The 20,173-nt window shown below is 68.4% G+C and carries 15 protein-coding genes; 6 read left to right on the forward strand and 9 right to left on the reverse strand.

The window, feature by feature from the left end:
• Positions 1–15 precede the first annotated feature (15 nt).
• Positions 16–3,729 carry a vitamin B12-dependent ribonucleotide reductase gene (locus KHC23_RS19190; protein ID WP_213374786.1) on the reverse strand — a complete coding sequence of 1,238 codons (3,714 nt, stop codon included), beginning with the start codon at positions 3,727–3,729 and terminating at the stop codon, positions 16–18.
• 578 nt (positions 3,730–4,307) lie between these two features.
• Between KHC23_RS19190 and KHC23_RS19195 the strand changes: the two genes are divergently transcribed.
• From KHC23_RS19195 to KHC23_RS24785, 3 genes are all read left to right on the forward strand, one after another.
• Entirely contained in the window at positions 4,308–5,498 is a 1,191-nt protein-coding gene (locus KHC23_RS19195; RefSeq protein WP_213374788.1) for an MFS transporter, read from the forward strand.
• A gap of 48 nt (positions 5,499–5,546) precedes the next feature.
• On the forward strand, positions 5,547–6,002 hold the full coding sequence (locus KHC23_RS19200; protein ID WP_213374790.1) for an NADH:ubiquinone oxidoreductase subunit NDUFA12: 456 nt from the start codon (positions 5,547–5,549) through the stop codon (positions 6,000–6,002).
• A 131-nt stretch (positions 6,003–6,133) separates the two neighbouring features.
• On the forward strand, positions 6,134–6,802 hold the full coding sequence (locus KHC23_RS24785; RefSeq protein ID WP_309299189.1) for a DUF2155 domain-containing protein: 669 nt from the start codon (positions 6,134–6,136) through the stop codon (positions 6,800–6,802).
• Here the strand turns inward: KHC23_RS24785 and aat are convergent.
• From aat to KHC23_RS19235, 6 genes are all read right to left on the reverse strand, one after another.
• Positions 6,733–7,413: a leucyl/phenylalanyl-tRNA--protein transferase gene (gene aat, locus KHC23_RS19210; protein WP_213374792.1), complete on the reverse strand. Its 681-nt coding sequence runs from the start codon at positions 7,411–7,413 to the stop codon at positions 6,733–6,735. The two genes, KHC23_RS24785 and aat, sit on opposite strands and share 70 nt — an antisense overlap.
• A gap of 120 nt (positions 7,414–7,533) precedes the next feature.
• Positions 7,534–8,886, reverse strand: a complete 1,353-nt coding sequence (gene accC, locus KHC23_RS19215) for an acetyl-CoA carboxylase biotin carboxylase subunit (RefSeq protein WP_213374794.1) — start codon at positions 8,884–8,886, stop codon at positions 7,534–7,536.
• A gap of 10 nt (positions 8,887–8,896) precedes the next feature.
• Positions 8,897–9,373 carry an acetyl-CoA carboxylase biotin carboxyl carrier protein gene (accB, locus tag KHC23_RS19220; protein WP_373878519.1) on the reverse strand — a complete coding sequence of 159 codons (477 nt, stop codon included), beginning with the start codon at positions 9,371–9,373 and terminating at the stop codon, positions 8,897–8,899.
• A 33-nt stretch (positions 9,374–9,406) separates the two neighbouring features.
• Complete coding sequence (gene aroQ, locus KHC23_RS19225; protein ID WP_213374799.1) at positions 9,407–9,850, reverse strand: type II 3-dehydroquinate dehydratase; 444 nt, start codon at positions 9,848–9,850, stop codon at positions 9,407–9,409.
• Positions 9,851–10,045: 195 nt separating this feature from the next.
• Positions 10,046–10,831, reverse strand: coding sequence for a DsbA family protein (locus KHC23_RS19230; protein WP_246544778.1), 786 nt, complete (start codon positions 10,829–10,831; stop codon positions 10,046–10,048).
• Positions 10,832–10,868: 37 nt separating this feature from the next.
• Positions 10,869–12,338 (reverse strand): M48 family metalloprotease, encoded by a 1,470-nt coding sequence (locus KHC23_RS19235; protein ID WP_213374802.1) that lies wholly within the window; start codon positions 12,336–12,338, stop codon positions 10,869–10,871.
• A 264-nt stretch (positions 12,339–12,602) separates the two neighbouring features.
• Between KHC23_RS19235 and KHC23_RS19240 the strand changes: the two genes are divergently transcribed.
• The gene (locus KHC23_RS19240) at positions 12,603–13,715 is read left to right on the forward strand and encodes a pyridoxal phosphate-dependent aminotransferase (protein ID WP_213374930.1); all 1,113 of its coding nucleotides are present in this window, start codon (positions 12,603–12,605) and stop codon (positions 13,713–13,715) included.
• Positions 13,716–13,724: 9 nt separating this feature from the next.
• Here KHC23_RS19240 and KHC23_RS19245 read toward each other — a convergent pair whose 3' ends face one another.
• Positions 13,725–14,096, reverse strand: coding sequence for a winged helix-turn-helix transcriptional regulator (locus KHC23_RS19245; protein ID WP_213374932.1), 372 nt, complete (start codon positions 14,094–14,096; stop codon positions 13,725–13,727).
• A gap of 153 nt (positions 14,097–14,249) precedes the next feature.
• Between KHC23_RS19245 and KHC23_RS19250 the strand changes: the two genes are divergently transcribed.
• Positions 14,250–15,089, forward strand: a complete 840-nt coding sequence (locus tag KHC23_RS19250; RefSeq protein WP_213374804.1) for an SDR family oxidoreductase — start codon at positions 14,250–14,252, stop codon at positions 15,087–15,089.
• 119 nt (positions 15,090–15,208) lie between these two features.
• On the opposite strand, the gene KHC23_RS19255 is transcribed toward KHC23_RS19250, so the two are convergent.
• The gene (locus KHC23_RS19255; RefSeq protein ID WP_213374806.1) at positions 15,209–18,112 is read right to left on the reverse strand and encodes an Rne/Rng family ribonuclease; all 2,904 of its coding nucleotides are present in this window, start codon (positions 18,110–18,112) and stop codon (positions 15,209–15,211) included.
• 769 nt (positions 18,113–18,881) lie between these two features.
• On the opposite strand from KHC23_RS19255, the gene KHC23_RS19260 reads away from it, so the two are divergent.
• The gene (locus KHC23_RS19260) at positions 18,882–20,162 is read left to right on the forward strand and encodes an N-acetylmuramoyl-L-alanine amidase (protein ID WP_246544779.1); all 1,281 of its coding nucleotides are present in this window, start codon (positions 18,882–18,884) and stop codon (positions 20,160–20,162) included.
• Positions 20,163–20,173 lie beyond the last annotated feature (11 nt).

Consider the following 20,173-nt stretch of genomic DNA (forward strand, 5'->3'; position numbering starts at 1 on the left):
TGTCCGATTACCCGATCACGAGCACCCCGTCGTCGAGCCGCAGGTCTCGCATTTCAGGCAGGTGCCGTTCCTCACCATGGTGAAGTTCTGGCACTCGGGGCAGGCTTCGCCCTCATAGCCCTTGGCGCGGGCGATGGCGCGGGCTTCGGCCTTGGTGGGGCCGCTCGCCGCCGGGGCGGGGGCGGACCAGGGGAGCGCCTCGGTGCTGCCCAGCGCCTGTTCTTCCTCGTCCATCGGCTCGGCCTTGAGCGCGGTGGCGCCCTGGATGCCGCCGCGCAGCGCGGTGACATTGGAGGCCGCCGCGCCGGTGGGCGCGGTGGGGGTGCCGGCGGGCACCACCATCAGGCTCACATTCTTCCCGCGCATCAGCCCCTTGGAGACCATGCGCGAGGCGGCGGAGGTCGGCGAGGCCTTGCCCTCGTCCACGCCCTTGCCCAGCGCGTCGAAATGCGACTCGCCCGGCTCGACATGGCCAAGCTCGTGGCGGCCGAGATAGGACACGGCGAGCTCGCGGAAGATGTAGTCGAGGATCGAGGTGGCGTATTTGATCACCTCATTGCCCTGCACCGGGCCCGCCGGCTCGAAGCGGGTGAAGGTGAAGGCGTCGACATATTCCTCCAGCGGCACGCCATATTGCAGGCCCAGCGACACCGAGATGGCGAAGTTGTTGATGAAGGAGCGCAACGCCGCGCCTTCCTTGTGCATGTCGATGAAGATCTCGCCGAGCCGGCCATCATCATATTCGCCGGTGCGCAGATACACCTTGTGGCCGCCGACCACCGCCTTCTGGGTGTAGCCCTTGCGGCGGTCCGGCATCTTCTCGCGGTCGCGCATGGCGACCACGCGCTCGACGATCTTCTCCACCACCTTCTCGGTGATCTGGGTGGCGCGGGCGGCGGCGGGCTTCTCCAGCAGCGCCTCGACCGCGTCCTCCTCGTCGTCCTCGTCGGCGATCAGCTGCGAGTTGAGCGGCTGCGACAGCTTGGAGCCGTCGCGGTAGAGCGCGTTGGCCTTCAGCGCCAGACGCCAGGAGAGCAGATAGGCCTCCTTGCAGTCCTCGACCGTCGCCTCGTTCGGCATGTTGATGGTCTTGGAGATCGCGCCCGAGAGGAAGGGCTGCGCCGCCGCCATCATCAGGATGTGGCTGGTGACCGAGAGGTAGCGCTTGCCGATGCGCCCGCACGGATTGGCGCAGTCGAACACCGGATAGTGCTCGGGCTTGAGGAAGGGGGCGCCTTCCAGCGTCATGGCGCCGCAGACATGAATGTTGGCGGCCTCGATGTCCTTCCGGGAGAAGCCGAGGAAGGGCAGCAGCTCGAAGGCCGGATCGGCCAGCTTGTCGGCGGGAACGCCGAGCCTGGCCAGCGCGTCGTCGCCCAGCGTCCAGCGATTGAACACGAACTTGATGTCGAACGCCGCCTTCACGCTGCCGTCGATCTTCGCCAGCATGGCGTCGTCGAAGCCCTTGGCGCGCAGGGTCGAATGGTTGATCGCCGGCGCCTGGGTGATCGAGCCGTGGCCGACCGCATAGGCCTCGATCTCGGCGAGCTGGCTCTCGGAATAGCCGAGCGTGCGCAGCGCCTCCGGCACGGCGCGGTTGATGATCTTGAAATAGCCGCCGCCGGCCAGCTTCTTGAACTTCACCAGCGCGAAATCGGGCTCGATGCCGGTGGTGTCGCAGTCCATCACCAGGCCGATCGTGCCGGTGGGCGCGAGCAGCGTGGTCTGGGCGTTGCGGTAGCCGTGCTCTTCGCCCAGCGTCAGGGCGAGATCCCAGGTCGCCCGGGCGCGCTCGACGAGAAGCGGCTCGGGCACCTTGGCGTGGTCGAGCGGAACCGGGTTGGTATTCAGCCCCTCATAGCCGCCGCGCTCGCCATAGGCGGCACGCCGGTGGTTGCGCATCACCCGCAGCATGTGGGCGGCGTTGGGCTTGTATTCCGGGAACGGGCCCAGCTCCTTGGCCATCTCGGCCGAGGTGGCGTAGGCGACGCCGGTCATGATGGCGGTGAGGGCGCCGCAATAGGCGCGGCCTTCCTCGGAATCATAGGGAATGCCGGAGGTCATCAGCAGGCCGCCGATATTGGCGTAGCCGAGGCCGAGCGTGCGGTAGTCATAGGAGAGCTTGGCGATCTCCTTGGACGGGAACTGCGCCATCAGGATCGAGATTTCGAGCACGACGGTCCACAGCCGGCAGGCATGCTCGTAGCTCTCGACGTCGAACGTGCCGTCGCCGTTGCGGAACTGCAGCAGGTTCAGCGAGGCGAGGTTGCACGCCGTGTCGTCGAGGAACATGTATTCGGAGCACGGGTTGGAGGCGCGGATCGGGCCGCCGGCCGGGCTCGTGTGCCAGTCATTGATGGTGGTGTGGAACTGGATGCCGGGATCGGCGCAGGCCCAGGCGGCGTGGCCGATCTTCTCCCACAGGTCGCGCGCCTTGAGGCTCTTGGTCACCTTGCCTGTGATGCGCGAGGTCAGGTTCCAGTCGGCGTCGGCCTCGACCGCGGTGAGGAAGGCGTCGTCGACGCGCACCGAATTGTTCGAGTTCTGGCCGGAGACGGTCAGATACGCTTCCGAATCCCAATCGGTGTCGTAGATCGGGAAGTCGATGTCGGTGTAGCCCTGCTTGGCGAACTGGATGACGCGGCGGATGTAGTTCTCCGGCACCTGCGCCTTCTTGGCGGCGCGGATCTCGCGCTTGAGCGCCGGATTCAGCGCCGGATCGTAGCAGTCGTCACCCTCGCCCTCGCAGTTCACGCAGGCCTTCATCACGGCCTTCATGTGCCTGGCGACGGTCTTGGAGCCGGTGACCAGGGCGGCGACCTTCTGCTCCTCCTTCACCTTCCAGTCGACATAGGTCTCGATGTCGGGATGGTCGACATCGACCACCACCATCTTGGCGGCGCGCCGCGTGGTGCCGCCCGACTTGATGGCGCCCGCGGCGCGGTCGCCGATCTTCAGGAAGGACATGAGGCCGGAGGAACGGCCGCCGCCGGAGAGCTTCTCGCCTTCGCCGCGCAGCGCCGAGAAGTTGGAGCCGGTGCCCGAGCCGTATTTGAACAGGCGCGCCTCGCGCACCCACAGATCCATGATGCCGCCCTCGTTCACCAGGTCGTCGCCCACCGACTGGATGAAGCAGGCATGCGGCTGCGGGTGCTCATAGGACGACTTGGAGCGGGTCAGCTTGCCGGTGACGTAGTCGACATAGAAATGGCCCTGGCTGGGGCCATCGATACCATAGGCCCAGTGCAGGCCGGTGTTGAACCATTGCGGCGAGTTCGGTGCCGCCATCTGCATCGCCAGCATGTAGCGGTGCTCGTCGAAGAAGGCCTGCGCGTCCTCCTCGGAATCGAAATAGCCGCCTTTCCAGCCCCAATAGGTCCAGGTGCCGGCCAGCCGGTCGAAGACCTGACGGGAATCGGTCTCGCCGATGAAGCGTTCCTTCTCGGGAAGCGCGCCAAGCGCCCTCTCGTCGGCCGCGCCGCGCCAGAGGAAGGAGGGGACGGTCTCCTCCTCGACCTTCTTCAGCCGCGCGGGCACGCCCGCCTTGCGGAAGTACTTCTGGGCGATGATGTCGGTGGCGACCTGCGAGAAATGGTCGGGCACGTCGATGGCTTCGAGGCGGAAAACCACCGACCCGTCGGGATTGCGAATCTCGCTCGTCGCCTTGCGGAACGCGATGTCCGCATAGGGTGAACGGCCGGCCTGCGTGTAACGGCGCTGGATGCGCATTCTCTTCGTCCCCGGTTCGTGGCAGGCCCGTCCTCCGGCCCGCGCAGCGATAGTCAAAGCCTCGGACCTGCGTCCGCATACCTGTCGTCCCGAAATCCGAACGACCGCGCGGCCGTCCCGTTCCGGTGTGTTCTTGGCACACACGTGGCACGCACAAACGCCTCGCCGGAACCAACTACCGGCGACGGAGTCCGCTTCAATCTGGATGGTGCCGGCCGGCAAAACCTACGCTGCGACCGACGGCGCCAAACTGGCCGACTCCCTCTTACGCGTCAACCTTACGTCACAAACTCTAGTGTGGAGTATGTGAAAAATCTCTAAATGTAGATGGTGCCGCAACGGGTCGGCTGCCAGAGCCCAAGCCCCAATCGAGCCGGGATTCGGGCCCTGAGTCCAGCACGAATGCGTGCCCTGCGCCGGCGCGGTGAACAGTGGGGATGACGGGCACGGCCGCTGCTTGCCGTTTCGCAATCCCACGGTGGCAGAGGAGGCCGTGCTATCTGACGCACCGGCATCTGGACAGGGAAGGTCGCTGCCTTCAAATGGCGTGCTTCCGCAGATCCAGCCCCGGCAACGACATGACACCCCCGACCGAGGCGGCACCCGCCGCCGGCGCCCCGACCTTTTTTCTCCTCGCCCTCGCGGCGGGGCTGGGGGCAGCGAACCTTTATTACGCCCAGCCGCTGATCGCGCTCATCGCCGACGATATCGGGCTCGACGAGACGCTCGCCAGCCTCGTGGTGACGGTGGGGCAGGTCGGCTACATATTGGGGTTGCTGCTGCTGGTGCCGCTGGGCGATATCGTCGAGAACCGGCGTCTTATCGGGGCGATCCTCCTTTGTGCCACGGCGGGGCTGGGCCTCGCCTTCGTCTCCACCTCCCCGGCGCTGTTCCTGCTCGCCGCGCTGGTTTTCGGCGTCGGTTCGGTGGTGGCGCAGGTCGCGGTGCCCTTCGCCGCCCATCTCGCCCGGCCCGAGGAGCGCGGGCGCAAGGTCGGCAGCGTGGTGAGCGGGCTGATGACCGGCATCCTGCTGGCCCGGCCGGCGTCGTCCATGCTGGCGCACTGGTTCGGCTGGCGCGCGGTGTTCCTCATCGCCGCGCTGGCGATGCTGGCGCTGGCGGTGGGGCTGCGGCTCGCGCTGCCGCAACGCCAGCCCGGCGGGCGCACCAGCTACCGCCAGCTGGTGGGCTCGCTGGGGCCGCTGATGCGTTCCCAGCCGGTGCTGCGCCGGCGTGCGGCGTATCAGGCAGGGATGTTCGGCGCCTTCACCCTGTTCTGGACCGCGGTGCCGCTGCAACTCGCGGCGCCGGAGTTCGGCTTCGGCCAGCAGGGGATCGCGATTTTCGCGCTGGCCGGCGCGGCCAGCGTCGTCATCTCGCCGCTCGCCGGCCGGCTGGCCGACCGCGGCTTCTCCCGCGCGGCGACGGGGGCGGCGCTGCTGCTGGCGGTCGCCGGCTTTCTGTTGACCGAACTCGGCGCGGCGACCTCCTCCGTGGTCGTGCTGGCGATCGGCGCCATCGTGCTCGACTGCGCGGTTACGGCCAATCTGGTCTTCGGCCAGCGCTCCATCTTCATGCTCGCGCCGGAGATCCGCTCGCGGCTCAACGCGCTCTACATCGCCACCTTCTTCTTCGGCGGCGCGCTGGGCTCGGCTCTGGCCAGCCCGCTCTATGCGTCCGGCGGCTGGAGCGCGGTGACAATCGCCGGCAGCGCCATCATCGTGCTGGCGCTGGCCTATTACGCGACGGAGTTTCGCGAGCGTGCCTAAGCGCCGCGCGGGCGCTCGCGCGGCTGGACACCGGGCGGTGCGGATGGCATGTTCCGCCCGAGCCTCAAAGCCGGCGCAGGGACCTATTCCGTGAAATTTTCCGACGTCATCACCGAGACTTTCACCTGGTGGAACGGCCAGACCATGGGCACGCGCTTCCATACATGGCGCCACGGTGAGTTCGTCGGCGATGACGAGTTCGGCAACCGCTACTACCGCACCAAGGGCGGCAAGATCGACCCGTCGCTGGGCTTCGAGCGGCGCTGGGTGATCTTCAACGGCTATGCCGAGGCGACCGCCATCCCGCCGGGCTGGCACGCCTGGATGCACCAGCGCTCCGACGTGCCGCCGAGCCAGGAGACCTATGTTCCGCATGAGTGGCAGAAGCCGCACCGGCCGAACCCGACCGGCACGGTCAATGCCTATCACCCGCCCGGTTCGGCGACCGGCTTCGGCCATCGCCCGCAGGTGACCGGCGACTACAAGGCCTGGACCCCGGAGTGAGCCTGCAGCGCCCGGCCGGCCGGGCCCGGCCGCTCCCGGCATTTTCGCGGCCGCCCCGACATCGCCGCATTGCCCGGCATCTTGGCCTCCAGCGCGTGCCGGAGGGCGGGCACGCTTCGCGAGGCTTCCCGGTGCACGGCATTTTCGGTTCCCGTACCTTCTTCCATCCCGCGCGTTCCACGCTGCTCGCCGCCGTCGCGCTGGTGGCGCTGGCGTCGCCGCTGGCCGCCCAGCAGGGCTGGCAGGGCGGTGTCGAATCGCAGCCCCTGGCACCGCCGCCGCTGATGGAAGGCCCGGTGGAGGAGCCCGATTCGCTCCCCGGAGGCCCCGGCGTTCCCTCCATCATGGAAGACCCCGACGGAGGCGTACCGCGCGCGCCCGCGCCGGCCCAGCCGGAAGTGCCCGGCCAGGCGACGGTTGGCCCCAGCGGCGACATCGAGGTGATTCAGCCGCCGGAGCAGAAGGTCGAAAACAGGACGGCGGTGTTCTCCGGGCTCGACAAGATCACCGGGCGCATCACCAGCTTCGACGTGTCGATCAACGAGACGGTGCAGTTCGGCGCGCTGCGCATCACCCCGCGCGCCTGCTACACCCGGCCCGAGACCGAGCAGCAGAACACGACCGGTTTCGTCGAGATCCAGGAGATCACGCTGGACGGCAAGGTGCAGCCGCTGTTCGGCGGCTGGATGTTCGCGTCCAGCCCCGGCCTGCACGGCGTCGAGCACCCGATCTACGACGTGTGGCTGACCGACTGCAAGCAGACCGACCCGGTGATCGCCTCGCCCGGCGGCCAGCAGTAGAAATCGGCCTCGCCCGCTTCCAGCGCCTGCGACAGCAGGCGGTGATACTGGCGCCGCGGCACCTCGATGGCGCCGAAGCTCTTCAGATGATCGGTGACGAACTGGGTGTCGAGCAGCACGAAGCCACCCTTCTTCAGCCGCGCCACCAGATGCACCAGTGCCACCTTCGACGCGTCGCGGGCGGTGTGGAACATGCTCTCGCCGAAGAAGGCGCGCCCGAGCCGCACGCCATAGAGCCCGCCGACCAGCGCCCCGTCGTGCCAGGCTTCCACCGAATGGCAGTGGCCGCGGGCGTAGAGGTCGCAATAGAGCTTGCGGATGCGCCGGTTGATCCAGGTCGAGCCGCGCCCGTCGGCCGGGGCGGCGCAACCGTCGATCACCGCCTCGAAATCATGGTCGACGCGGACCTCGAACCGGTCCGAGCGGATGGTGCGGGCGAGGCGGCTGGAGATGGCGAAATCGTCGAGCGGGATGACGCCGCGCCGTTCCGGCTCGATCCAGTAGAGGCCGGGGTCGTCGGCGCTCTCCGCCATCGGGAAGATGCCACAGGCATAGGCCTTGAGCAGGACTTCCGGGGTGATCTCTACCTGGTGTTCGCGCGGGCGTGACATCGTGTCAGCATGACGGAGATGCGCGGCGCTGTGAAGGCGGGACAGGGCCCGCGGCAGACATGAAAATGGCCGGGACAGGCCCGGCCATGACGCTGGTGGAGGATGAAAGCCGGATGCCGGTCAGGCGCCCGGTTCGCCCTCGGCGAGGAAGTGCTCGAGCCAGTGGATGTCGTAGGCGCCGCGCTTGATGTCCTCGTTCTCGATGAGTTCGCGGAACAGCGGCAGCGTCGTCTCGATGCCTTCCACCACGAATTCGTCGAGCGCCCGCTTGAGCCGCGCCAGGCACTCCTCGCGGGTGGCGGCGTGGACGATCAGCTTGCCGATCATGCTGTCGTAATAGGGCGGGATCGAATAGCCCTGATAGACCGCCGAATCGATCCGCACGCCCAGGCCGCCCGGCACATGCCAGTAGCCGATCCTGCCCGGCGAGGGCCGGAAGGTGCGCGCATGCTCGGCGTTTACCCGGCACTCGATGGCATGGCCGCTCAGGACCACATCGTCCTGGGTGAAGCTCAGCGTTTCGCCGGCGGCGACGCGGATCTGCTCGCGGATCAGGTCGATGCCGGTGATGGCTTCCGTGACCGGATGCTCCACCTGGATGCGGGTATTCATCTCGATGAAATAGAACTCGCCATTCTCGTAGAGGAACTCGATGGTCCCGGCGCCGAGATACTTCATGTCGCGCATCGCCTTGGCGCAGGTCTCGCCAATGCGGGCGCGCTGTTCGGCGGTGATGGTCGGGGAGGGGGCCTCCTCCAGCACCTTCTGGTGGCGGCGCTGCAGCGAGCAGTCGCGCTCGCCCAGATGCGCCGCATTGCCCTTGCCGTCGCCGAAAACCTGAATTTCGATGTGGCGGGGCGTGCCGAGATATTTCTCGATATAGACCGCATCGTCGCCGAAATTGGCCCGCGCTTCCGAACGCGCGGTGGACAGGGCGGAGGACAGCTCCTCTTCCGAGCGCGCCACCTTCATGCCGCGCCCGCCACCGCCGGCTGCGGCCTTGATCAACACGGGATAGCTGATCTCGCGGGCGACCCTGATCGCCTCTTCATCCGAGGTGATGCCGCCCTCGGAACCTGGCACGCACGGAATGCCGAGCTTCTTCGCGGTGCGCTTGGCCTCGATCTTGTCGCCCATGACGCGGATGTGCTCGGGCTTGGGCCCGATGAAGGCGACGCCGTGGTCGATGAGGATCTCGGCGAAGCGCGCGTTCTCGGAGAGGAAGCCGTAGCCCGGATGCACCGCCTCGGCCCCGGTGATCTCGCAGGCGGCGAGCAGGGCGGGAATGTTGAGGTAGCTGTCCTTGGCGGAAGGGGGCCCGATGCACACGCTCTCGTCGGCCAGCTTCACATGCATGGCGTTGGCGTCGGCGGTGGAGTGCACCGCGACGGTGGCGATGCCCATTTCCTTGCAGGCGCGCAGCACCCGCAGCGCGATCTCGCCGCGATTGGCGATCAGGATCTTGCCGAACATCAGGCGCGCCTCACTCGATGATCAGGAGTGGCTCGCCATATTCGACCGGCTGCGCATTCTCCACGATGATACGGGTCACGGTGCCGGCGCGGGGCGCGGGAATCGCGTTCATGGTCTTCATCGCCTCGACGATGAGCAGCGTCTGGCCTTCCTTCACTACCGAGCCGACATCGACGAAATACTTCGCGCCCGGCTCCGGGCCGAGATAGGCGGTGCCCACCATCGGCGAGGTCACGAGGCCGGGATGCTTGGAGACATCGTCCGGCGCCGCTGCCGCCAATGGCGCGGACACGGGCGCGGCGGCGGGAGCCGGCGCTGCAACGGCCACCGGTGCGGGCGCCGTGGCATAGACGGTCGGCGCGGCGCGCACGACCCGGATGCGCAGATCCTCGTGCTGCACCTCGATCTCGGTGAGGTCGCTCTCGGAGAGCAGGTTGGCGATCTCGCGCACCAGCGCGGGGTCAATGTTCGGCTTGTTGGTTTTCATCATGATCCCGTGACGGTCGCTAGCCCGTCTCCCTCAGCTGACCCGGTCACCGGCGGTGGCGAGCGCGTCGATGGCGAGCCGGTAGCCGTCGACCCCGAGCCCGCAGATCACCCCGCGGGCAACCGGCGAAACATAGGAGTGATGGCGGAAGGCTTCGCGCGCGAAGACGTTGGACAGGTGGACTTCGACGACATTGAGGCCGACCGCCTTGATGGCGTCGGCGATGGCGACGGATGTGTGGGTATAGGCCGCCGCGTTCAGTACCACGCCGCGCGAGCCGCGCGCCTCCTGCAGGAAGGTGACGAGTTCGCCCTCATGGTTGGTCTGGCGGAACACCAGGTCGAGGCCGTGGCGTTCGCAGGCGGCCCGGCAGGCCGCTTCCACATCGGCGATGGTCGCACGGCCATAGACCTCCGGCTCGCGCGTGCCGAGCAGGTTGAGGTTCGGTCCGTTGAGAACATGCACGGTGTCGGGCATCGCGCCTCAGTCAGCCAGCCGCCGGTGGCCCCATGCCGGGACGGCCGCGGGTTTATAGGCAATGGCCGGGCCCGCGCCAAGCCCTGCCGTACTTTCCGCAGGATTATCCCCCAGCCGGTTGCGTCGCCGGGCGGCGCCACGCATTGGTCGCCCAGCGCCGCCGCTCCCGCAGCGGGCGCATCAGCGCCGGGGCGCTCAGCACTGCGTCTTGCCGCAGCTGCGCACGGAGGCGATGGCCCCCTTGAGCTGGTCGTGGCCGACCGCGCCGACAACCACCTGGTCGCCCAGCACGTAGCTCGGCGTGCCGTCGATGCCGAGCGCCTCGGCCAGTTGCAGGTCGTCCTGCAAGGTGGCGTTGACCTCGGGATCGTTCATCGCCTTCTCCAGCTTGGCCTTGTCGATGCCGACCGCCACCGCGGCCTCGATCGCCTTGTCCTTGTTGGCCTGCCCGCGCTCGCCGAGCAGCTTCTTGTGGAAGTCGAAATACTTGTCCGGCGCGGTCAGGCGCACGGCGACGGCGACCCGCGCCGCTTCCACCGACCCCGGGCCGAGCACCGGGAATTCCTTGAGGATCACCTTGAGCTTGGGGTCGCCCTCGACGAGGTCGACGAGGTCGCCGAGCGCCCGCTTGCAGTAGCCGCAATTGTAATCGAAGAACTCGACCAGGGTGACGTCGCCCTGCGGATTGCCGACGACGACGCCGCGCGTGGTGTCGTAGATGCGCGGCTTGAGCTCGGCCACCGCCGCCTCGCGCTGCTTCGCCTCGGCGGCGGCCTGGCGCTGCTGCAGCACCATGATCGCTTCCTGGATCACCTCGGGATTGTTCACGAGGTAGTCGCGGATCACGCCCTCGAACTCCTTGCGCTGGGCGTCGTCGAGCGCCTCGGCGGGCGTGTGCGCCGCACCGAGCAGCAGGCCGGCGGCGAGGCCGAGCGCGAGGGTGGCGCGGCCGGCGCGGCGGATGAGGTTGAGGGGCGACATGGGCTTCTCCAGGGGGAAGGGGTACCGCGCGGCCATCTTACTGGCCCGCTCTCTTGCTGCGGGCGTTGCGATCCACCGGCGGCTTGTATTTGACGATGTCGTCGGACTTCAGCCAGCCCGGAGAGCCGAGCTTGAATCCGTTGCGTGCCCGGGTGGCCAATTCGCGCGACAAGCGGAAATCGCCGCTCATGAACGCGGCCTGCGCCGAGGCGAGATCGGCGTTGGGAATATCGCCCTTGCGGCCATAGGCCATGGCGAGATAACGCCAGCCGGCCGGCGAGGAGGGTTCGCGCTGCAGGCTGAAGGTCAGCTCGCGCACCGCCTCGTCCATCGACGATTTGTCGTCATTGGCGACCAGCGCCTGGCCGAGCAGCATGCGGATGAGCGGATTGCCGTTCGACAGCGCCACCGCGCGGCGCAGCGGCGGCACCGCCTCGCGCGCCCGGCCGGCCTCCAGCAGGGCCTGGCCCTTTAGCTCATGGAAATAGGGATTGTTCGGCTGTTCGGCGATGAGCGCGTCGATCTGGCGCAGGGCATCGGGAATGCTGCCGAAGCGATAGGAGGAGATCGCCCTGGCGTAGCGCGCCGGCAGCGACGCGTCGGAACGCGCATAGGCCCGGCTCACCGAATCCGGCGGCTGGGTGAAGCCGATCAGCTTCGCCCGCATCATGTCGTGGCGGGCCTGCAGCGCCGGCGAATCCTTGGCATTGTAATAGGGGCTCTTCTTCGCCAGATTCGAGAGCAGCGCGATGCGCTCGGTCGCCATGGGATGGCTCAGCACATAGGGGTCGACCCGCTGGCTGAGGAACATCTGGTCGCTCTGGAAGCGCTCGAACGTCGTCAGCATGCCCTTGGCCGACTGCTTGGTGGCGTTGAGGTAGTTCACCGCCGCCCGGTCGGCGGAGGCTTCCTGCCCGCGCTGGTAGGAGAGCAGCGTGCGGCGGATGACCTCCTGCGGGGCCATGATCGCGCCGGCCGCCGCCCCGCCCATATTGGCGCCGCCGGCCGCGCCCGCCGCGACGCCGCCGGCGGCGAGCAGCATGGCGACGATGGCGGCGGTCTGTGCCGATTCGAGCTGCTGGCGCATATTGGCCAGATGCCCGCCGGCAATGTGGCCGGTCTCGTGCGCCAGCACGCCGATGATCTCGTTCGGTACCTTGGACTGCTTCAGCGCGCCGGTGTTGATGAAGATGCGCCGTCCGTCGGCGACGAAGGCGTTGAAGCTGTCGCTGCCGACCAGCACCACCTGGATGTTCTGCTGCTGCAGGCCCGCCGCCTTGAAGATGGGACGGGTGTAGTCGCGCATCAGCGCCTCGATCTCCGCGTCGCGGATGATGCTGGGCTGGCGGCTCTGCGCCTCAGCCGGCCCGGCGGGAACGACCAGCGCGGCGGCGGCAAGAAGCGCGGCGCCACGCGCCGTGCGCGCACCGAGGCAGGCGAGGCGGCGCGGCAGGGCGCCCGGGCTTCGCCGAAGCGGGGGGTTGTCAATCAACAGAGAAGGCATCATCCATCGTCACGAAATGTTTCCGGGGGAACTGACGCTGTCGTGACGGCAGGGTCAAGCCAGCGCATCATCATCTTCTATTGAACGTCAGCCGAAACGAGCCGGACAATGCGGCCTGGATACGGCGGTTCGGCAAGGTTCGGCAATATGAGTGGATCATCTGCGTCAACCCGTGTCGAGGCCGCCGCCAATCTTGTCGCCGCCGGTCTTGCCAGAGCCGATCTTGCCGGCGCTTCCCGCCGCAGCGAGATCGCCCCCTTCATCGTCATGGACGTGATGGAGCGGGCGGCGCGCATCGAGGCGGCGGGCGGCCATGTCATCCACATGGAAGTCGGCCAGCCGGCCGCCCCGGCCCCGACCACTGCCCGCGAGGCGGCGCGCAGGGCGCTCGACCATGGCCGCATCGGCTATACCACCGCGCTCGGCATTCCCTCGCTGCGCGCCCGCATCGCCCGGCACTATGGCGACACCTATGGCGTCGACCTCGACCCGGGCCGGGTGGTGGTGACGACCGGCTCTTCCTCCGGCTTCCTGCTCACTTTCCTCGCCCAGTTCGAGCCCGGCGACCGGGTGGCGATCGCCAATCCCGGCTATCCACCCTACCGCCACATCCTCACCGCGCTCGGCTGCGAGCCGGTGCTGATCGAGACCGATGCCGCCTCGCGCTGGGTGATCACCCCCGAGGCGCTCATCGAGGCGCACCGGCGCACGCCGCTCAAGGGCGTGCTGGTGGCGAGCCCGGCCAACCCGACCGGCACCATGATGCGGCCCGAGGCGCTGGCCGAACTGGTCCATACCGCCGAAGAGCATGGCATCCGCTTCATCTCCGACGAGATCTATCACGGGCTGGACTACGCCTTCCCCGCGAGCACGGCGGCGGCGATCAGCCCGCACGCCACCATCATCCATTCCTTCTCCAAATATTTCTGCATGACCGGCTGGCGGGTCGGCTGGATGGTGATGCCGCAACCGCTGGTGCGGGCGGTGGAGCGGCTGCAGCAGAACCTGATGATCTCGGTGCCGACGCTCTCGCAGATCGCCGCCGAGGCGGCGTTCGACGGCGCGAGCGAGATGGAGGGGGTGAAGCACGGCTATGAGGAAAACCGGCTGATCCTCACCCAGGGGCTGCCGCTCGCCGGGCTGCCGGAATTCCTGCCGGTGGACGGGGCGTTCTATCTCTATGCCGACGTGTCGCGCTTCACCGACGATTCCGCCGCCTTCGCCCGGCGGCTGCTCGACGAGGCGCATGTGGCGGCGACGCCGGGGGTCGATTTCGACCCGCATCGCGGCCACCACTACCTGCGCCTCTCCTATGCCGGCGCTCCCGCCGAGATGCGCGTGGCGGTGGAGCGTATCGGCGCGTTCCTGCGCAAGGGGTAATGCCCGCTTTTACCGTTCCGCCATGACGGCATCATAGGCCGCCTGAGCGGCGAGGATGGCGTCCATGTTGTGCTCGGCCCAATGGGTGAGAGCGGCCGCCGTCTGCGCCAGCGCACGGCCGAGCGGGGTGAGGGCGTATTCCACCGTCACCGGCACGGTGGGGTAGACGGTGCGGGTCACCAGCCCGTCGCGCTCCAGTTTCTTCAGCGTCTGCGACAGCACCTTCTGCGAGATGCCCTTGATGTCGCGGCGCAGATGATTGAACCGCACCGGCCCGTCCTCCAGCCGGTCGAGGATCAGCAGTGCCCATTTGTCGGCCAGCCGGTCGAGCACCAACCGCGTCGGGCAGCGGTCATCATAGACGTCGTAGCAATGTCGCATCATGGTCCTCGGTTCGGCCGGCCAGGCCGGCGGGCGGGTTTCCTCCACGACACCAGGTGAGGTGAAGGTGCTCTCTTACGAGCCATCTTCAAGGAGAGTATGTATTCTGCCGCTACATGGTTTCAATCGGAAACTCGACGAAGGAGCATGGACATGACAGGCAGGATTCTGGTGCTGGGCGCGAGCGGGCATGTCGGCCGCCCGTTGGTGAGGGACCTGCTCGCGCGGGGCGCGGCGGTGAAGGCGGCCTCGCGTAGCGGGCAGTCGGTGGAGGGCGCCGAGGGGGTCCCCTTCGACTTCGCCAGGCCGGATTTCGCGGCAGCGTTCGAGGGGGTCGACCGGGCCTATGTGCTGCTGCCGGGCGGCTATGTGAATTCCCGGGAACTGCTGACCCCGGTCATCGAGGCGGCGGCGGCGCGCGAGGTGAAGGTGGTGCTGCAGACCGCGCTTGGCGTCGACGCGGACGATTCCATCCCCTACCGCCAGGTCGAGCTGGCGCTGATCGCGTCCGGCGCGCCCTATGTGATCCTGCGGCCGAACTGGTTCACCGACAATTTCCTGAATTTCTGGAAGCCGGGCATCGACCATGCCGGCGCCATCGCCGTGCCGGCGGGCGAGGGCAAGACCAGCTTCGTCGACGCACGTGACGTTGCCGCCGGCGCCGCCAGCGCGCTTACCACCGACAGGTTCGACGGGCAGGCCATCAACCTCACCGGCCCGCAGGCGCTGGGCTATGCCGAGGCTGCGGAGATCCTCTCGGCGGTGATCGGCAAGCCGGTCAGCTATGCCCCAGTCGATGACGACACCTTTGTCGGCATCCTGACCGGCGCCGGTGTCGGGGCGGACTATGCCCGTTTCCTCGCCACGATCTTCCATCCGGTGCGCGAAGGCTGGACGGCGGGCGTGACCGATGCCGTCAACACGCTGACCGGCCAGGAGCCGCGCTCGGTGGCGCAGTGGGCGCAGGACAATGCCGACGCGCTGAGGGCCTGACACCGCCCGCTCTTTTTTCCTGGCGCCGCGCGGGTCCGGGCAGGACAAAAAAGAAAACGGCGCCGAGAGGCGCCGTTTCCGTTTGTGACGGGCGGTGAGCGAACCTCACGCGCCGAACATCAGTCGCCGAAAATCTTGCGCTGCCACCAGCCGGTGCGGCGCGGACGATCGGGCTCCGGTTCGCTGGCTTCGGTCGGCGCCGCTTCGGCGGGCGCAGACTCGGCCGACCCCGACTCCGGCTCCGGCCGGGCCGTCTCGGTCGACGTTTCCGCGACGGGGGCTTCCGCGACGGGCGCCGGCTCGGCTTCCGGCGCTTCCGGCGTGGCAGCGACGCCCGACGGCGCCTCCGTCACGTTCTCGGCCGGAGCCTCGACCGCGGCTTCGGCTGCGACGACCGGCGCGCGCTCGCGCACCGTCGAGCGACGGCGGCGCGGTTTCGGGGCCTCAGGCGCCGGCGTTTCGGCGGCGGGCGCCTCGGCAGCCGGCTCCTCGGCGGCGGATCCTGAGGAGGCGGCCTCGGCCTTGGCTTCCTCGGCCGCCTTTTCGGCCTTGGTACGGCGACCACCGCGGCGCCCACGTCGCGGGCGCTCCTCCTCGGCAGGCACTTCGTCCGCCGCCGGAGCCGACGTTTCCGAAGCCGACGTTTCCGAAGCCGAAATCTCCGGCGCTGACGTCTCCGCAGCCGGGACCTCGGTCGTCGGGGCGTCGGCCTCGGGGGCGGGAGCCTGCGACGTGCCGGTGGCGTCCGCGGCCAGCGCCGCCGCCTGTTCGGCGGTCTCGCCGGTGAGCGGCACCTCGGCCGTCACCTCAGCCACGGCCTCAGCCGGCGCGTCGATGTAGCCGGCGTCCTCGGCGGTCTGGCCATCCGTCTCGCCGTCATCCTCGAACTCGGCCCCGGCCATGTCCGATCCGGACTCGCCATCGGCGCCGCGTTCGCCATTTTCACCGTTTTCGCCGTTCGGGCTGCCGCCCCGACGCCGCCGCCGGCGGCGGCGGCGACGGCGGCCACCGCTGTCGCCGGCCGGATCGCCGGTGCCGGGCGCGGACGGGGCGCGGTTCTCGCCGGCCTCACCCTCGGTCTCGCCCTCGTCCTCGACATTGGTCGCGACCTCGGTCTCGTCCTCGTCCTCGGCTTCCTCGGCGATGAGGACCTCGTCCTCCGGCTCGATCACCAGCTCGGGCGGACGCGGCAGCGGGATCGGGTTCAGCACCGCCTCGCCCTTGTCGATGGCGAAGGGGGTGAGGCCGGTCAGGGTCGCGTCGGCGGAGATGGTGATGAGCACGCCGAAGCGCTCTTCCAGCTCGTGCAGATGCGCGCGCTTGTGGTTGAGCACATAGAGCGCGTTCTCGGCGCGGGTGCGGATAACGAGATTATGCGTGTTCGAGCGCTGGAGAATGTCCTCGGCGCCGCGCAGCATCTGCAGCGCCACCGACGGCGAGGAGCGCACATGGCCGGTGCCGCCGCAATGCGGGCAGACCTCGGTGGAGGATTCCAGCACGCCGGTGCGGATGCGCTGGCGGCTCATCTCCATCAGGCCGAAATGCGAGATGCGGCCGAGCTGGATTCGGGCGCGGTCGTTCTTCAAGCAGTCCTTGAGCTTGCGCTCGACCGCCCGGTTGTTGCGCTTCTCGTCCATGTCGATGAAGTCGATCACGACAAGGCCGGCAAGATCGCGCAGACGCAGCTGGCGCGCCACCTCCTCGGCGGCCTCCAGATTGGTCTTCAGCGCCGTGTCCTCGATATTGTGCTCGCGGGTCGAGCGCCCGGAGTTCACGTCGATGGAGACCAGCGCCTCGGTCGGGTTGATGACGAGATAGCCGCCCGAACGCAGCTGCACCTGCGGCAGGAACATCGCGTCGAGCTGGCTCTCCACCCCGAAGCGGGTGAACACCGGCTGCAGGTCCTTGTAGGGCTTCACATTCTTCGCATGGCTCGGCATGAGCATGCGCATGAAGTCCTTGGCCTCGCGATAGCCGTCGTCGCCGGCGACGAGAACCTCGTCGATGTCCTTGTTGTAGAGGTCGCGGATCGAACGCTTGATCAGCGAGCCTTCCTCATAGACCAGCGAGGGCGCGCTCGAACCCAGCGTGAGTTCGCGCACATTCTCCCACAGCCGCAGCAGGTATTCGAAGTCGCGCTTGATTTCCGGCTTGGTACGGTTGGCGCCGGCGGTGCGCAGGATGACGCCCATGCCCTCCGGCACTTCGAGGTCGGAGGCGACCTCCTTCAGCCGCTTGCGGTCCTCGGCCGAGGTGATCTTGCGGGAGATGCCGCCACCGCGCGCGGTGTTGGGCATCAGCACCGAATAGCGGCCGGCAAGCGAGAGATAGGTGGTGAGCGCCGCGCCCTTGTTGCCGCGCTCTTCCTTGACGACCTGCACCAGCATGACCTGCCGGCGCTTGATCACTTCCTGGATCTTGTAGGTGCGGGCCCGGCCCCGCGGCGCGGCGCGCTCGGGCATTTCTTCCATGGCATCGTCGGAGCCGACCTCGTCGACGATCTCTTCCTCGTCGGCGATCTCCTCGATCTCGCCGCCGCCTTCGCCGCCCGCCTCGTCATCGGAGGAGGAGCGGCGGCGGCGCGCGCGGCGGGCGGGAGTGGCCTCGCCTTCGGCGGGCTCGGCGACGTCTTCGGAAACGCTCTCGTCGCTCTCGGCGTCTTTCGGCGCGCCGCGCGGGCGGCGGGTGCGGCTCCTGGGCTTGTCCTCGTTCTCCGCCTCGGCGTCGCGCCGCTGCTGGCGTTCTTCCTCGGCGAGCAGCGCCTGCCGGTCGGCGACCGGGATCTGGTAATAGTCGGGGTGGATCTCGCTGAAGGCGAGGAAGCCATGCCGGTTGCCGCCATATTCGATGAAGGCGGCCTGGAGCGAAGGCTCTACCCGCGTGACCTTGGCGAGGTAGATGTTGCCGCGGAGCGGCTTGCGGTTGGCGGCCTCGAAGTCGAATTCCTCGACTCGGTTGCCGCGCACCACCACCACCCGAGTCTCCTCGGGATGGGTGGCGTCGATGAGCATCTTGTTGGCCATTGAACTCTCATATGGGGCCACGGACGCGTCGACGTCGCCAACGACGCCGGACGGCGCAGACCGTGCCAGTAAGCGGAAACTGAAAGCGTGAAGCGGAGGCGGCGGGCAGGACGGGGAGCCTCGCAGGCGGGGCGCCGACGCGGTGCGCTGGTCGCGGGCCTGCGGGCAAGTGCGCGGCGGAAAGCCGCCCTGCGCACGAGACCCACACTTGCCGGCTGACGCATCATCGTTGGTTGCCGTCCTTACACGACCGAACAGGGCGAGCCGCGACCGCGCGCGATCCGGCTCAAGGCAGATGGTCGCGAAGGCGCGGGATCACGGCACGACGAAATAAGCCGTGCGAGAACCCCACGTCCGATCGTCCATGACTAACGAGGCCGGGCCGCGTTCCCCCTGGCGCGCGGTCGTCAGGACCGCCAAAGGCACGGCTACGGGTCCTGGTTAAGGAAATCGCGCCTTGTGCCGGGCCCCTCCATTGCTGGATCGCCCTTCGCCGCAGGGGCCGCGGAAGCCGGACGTCGACGAGCGACCGGAATGCGAACCATATGCGTGCTCTTAATAGCGGCATGCGTGCCGATTTGGCAAGGATCGCGTCCGATAGGTCGGTGCGGGTGGTCGTGCCCGGCCGTTGCGCGCCGGCCACGGCGGCCGGCCGAAGCGGCCGGGAACGCACGCGCTGGTTAACGCTTCCTTCGTATTTCGCTAGAAAGGTCGGCAGCGCGGCCCGGGCTTCTCATCGTCAGGCCGCCGAAGGAGAGTGCAGGCGGCCATGGTGGTGCGAACGGGCATGCGGAAGATCTGGCTGGCGGCGGCGCTTGCGCTGTTGCCGGCGTGGCTCTCCGTGACGTCGCCGGCCGGCGCCAGCGAGCCGGTGGTGGCCTCCGATGCACGCCTCGCCGGCGATGGCGAACGTACGCGGCTGGTGATCGACCTGTCGCGCTCGGTGCCGCTCGGCGCCTTCACCCTCGCCGATCCCTACCGCGTCGTCGTCGACATTCCCGACGTCATCTTCGCCCTCCCGACCTCGGCGGGGCAGGAGGGGCGCGGCCTCGTCTCGGCCTATCGCTTCGGTCTGTTCGCGCCGGGCAAGGCACGCATCGTGATGGACGTGACCGGCCCGGTGACGGTCGACAAGGCGTTCGTGCTGGAGCCGATGGACGACCAGCCGGCCCGCCTCGTCATCGACCTCGTCAAGACCGACCGGGCCAGCTTCCTGAAGGCGGTGGCGACCCCACAGCGGGCCACCGAGCAGCCGGAAATGCCGCAGGCGGAGGTCGCCGCCGCGGGCGACCTGCGGCCGGTGATCGTGCTCGATCCCGGCCATGGCGGCGTCGATTCGGGGGCGGTGAACAGCAAGTTCGGCGTTGCCGAGAAGGACATTGTGCTGGCCATCGCGCGCCAGCTCCAGCGGCGGCTGGAAGAGACCGGCCGCTACCGCGTGCTGATGACGCGGACCAAGGACACCTATGTCTCGCTCGGCCAGCGCGTGCGCTTCGCCCGCGAGAACGAGGCCAGGCTGTTCATCTCGCTGCACGCCGATTCGCTCGGCTCGCGCGACGGCAACGTGCGGGGCGCGACAATCTACACCATCTCCGACCGCGCCTCCGACGCCGAGGCGCAGCGGCTGGCCGATTCGGAGAACAAGGCCGACATGATCGCCGGCCTCGACCTTTCCGAGGAGCCGGCGGATGTGGCGGGCATCCTGTTCGATCTCGCCCAGCGCGAGACGCGCAATTTCTCCGCCCATTTCGCCCGCAGCCTCGCCGGCAGCGTCAGCGGCGTGGCGCGCATGCACAAATCGCCGCTCAAATCGGCGGGGTTCAAGGTGCTGAAGGCGCCGGACGTGCCTTCCGTGCTGTTCGAGCTGGGCTATCTTTCCAGCGCCAAGGACCTCGAACTCATGACATCGGCGCCGTGGCAGGATAGTGTGACGGAAGCCATGGCGGTGGCGATCGATGCCTATTTCGCGGCGCTGACGCCCTCGGAGGGCACGGCAGCGGCGCTTCCCGCAGGCGTCGGCGGCGCCCCGGTGGCGGCCACCGGACCCTGACCGGTCGCGAT

The organism is Ancylobacter dichloromethanicus, assembly GCF_018390645.1.
Lineage (GTDB): Bacteria > Pseudomonadota > Alphaproteobacteria > Rhizobiales > Xanthobacteraceae > Ancylobacter > Ancylobacter dichloromethanicus.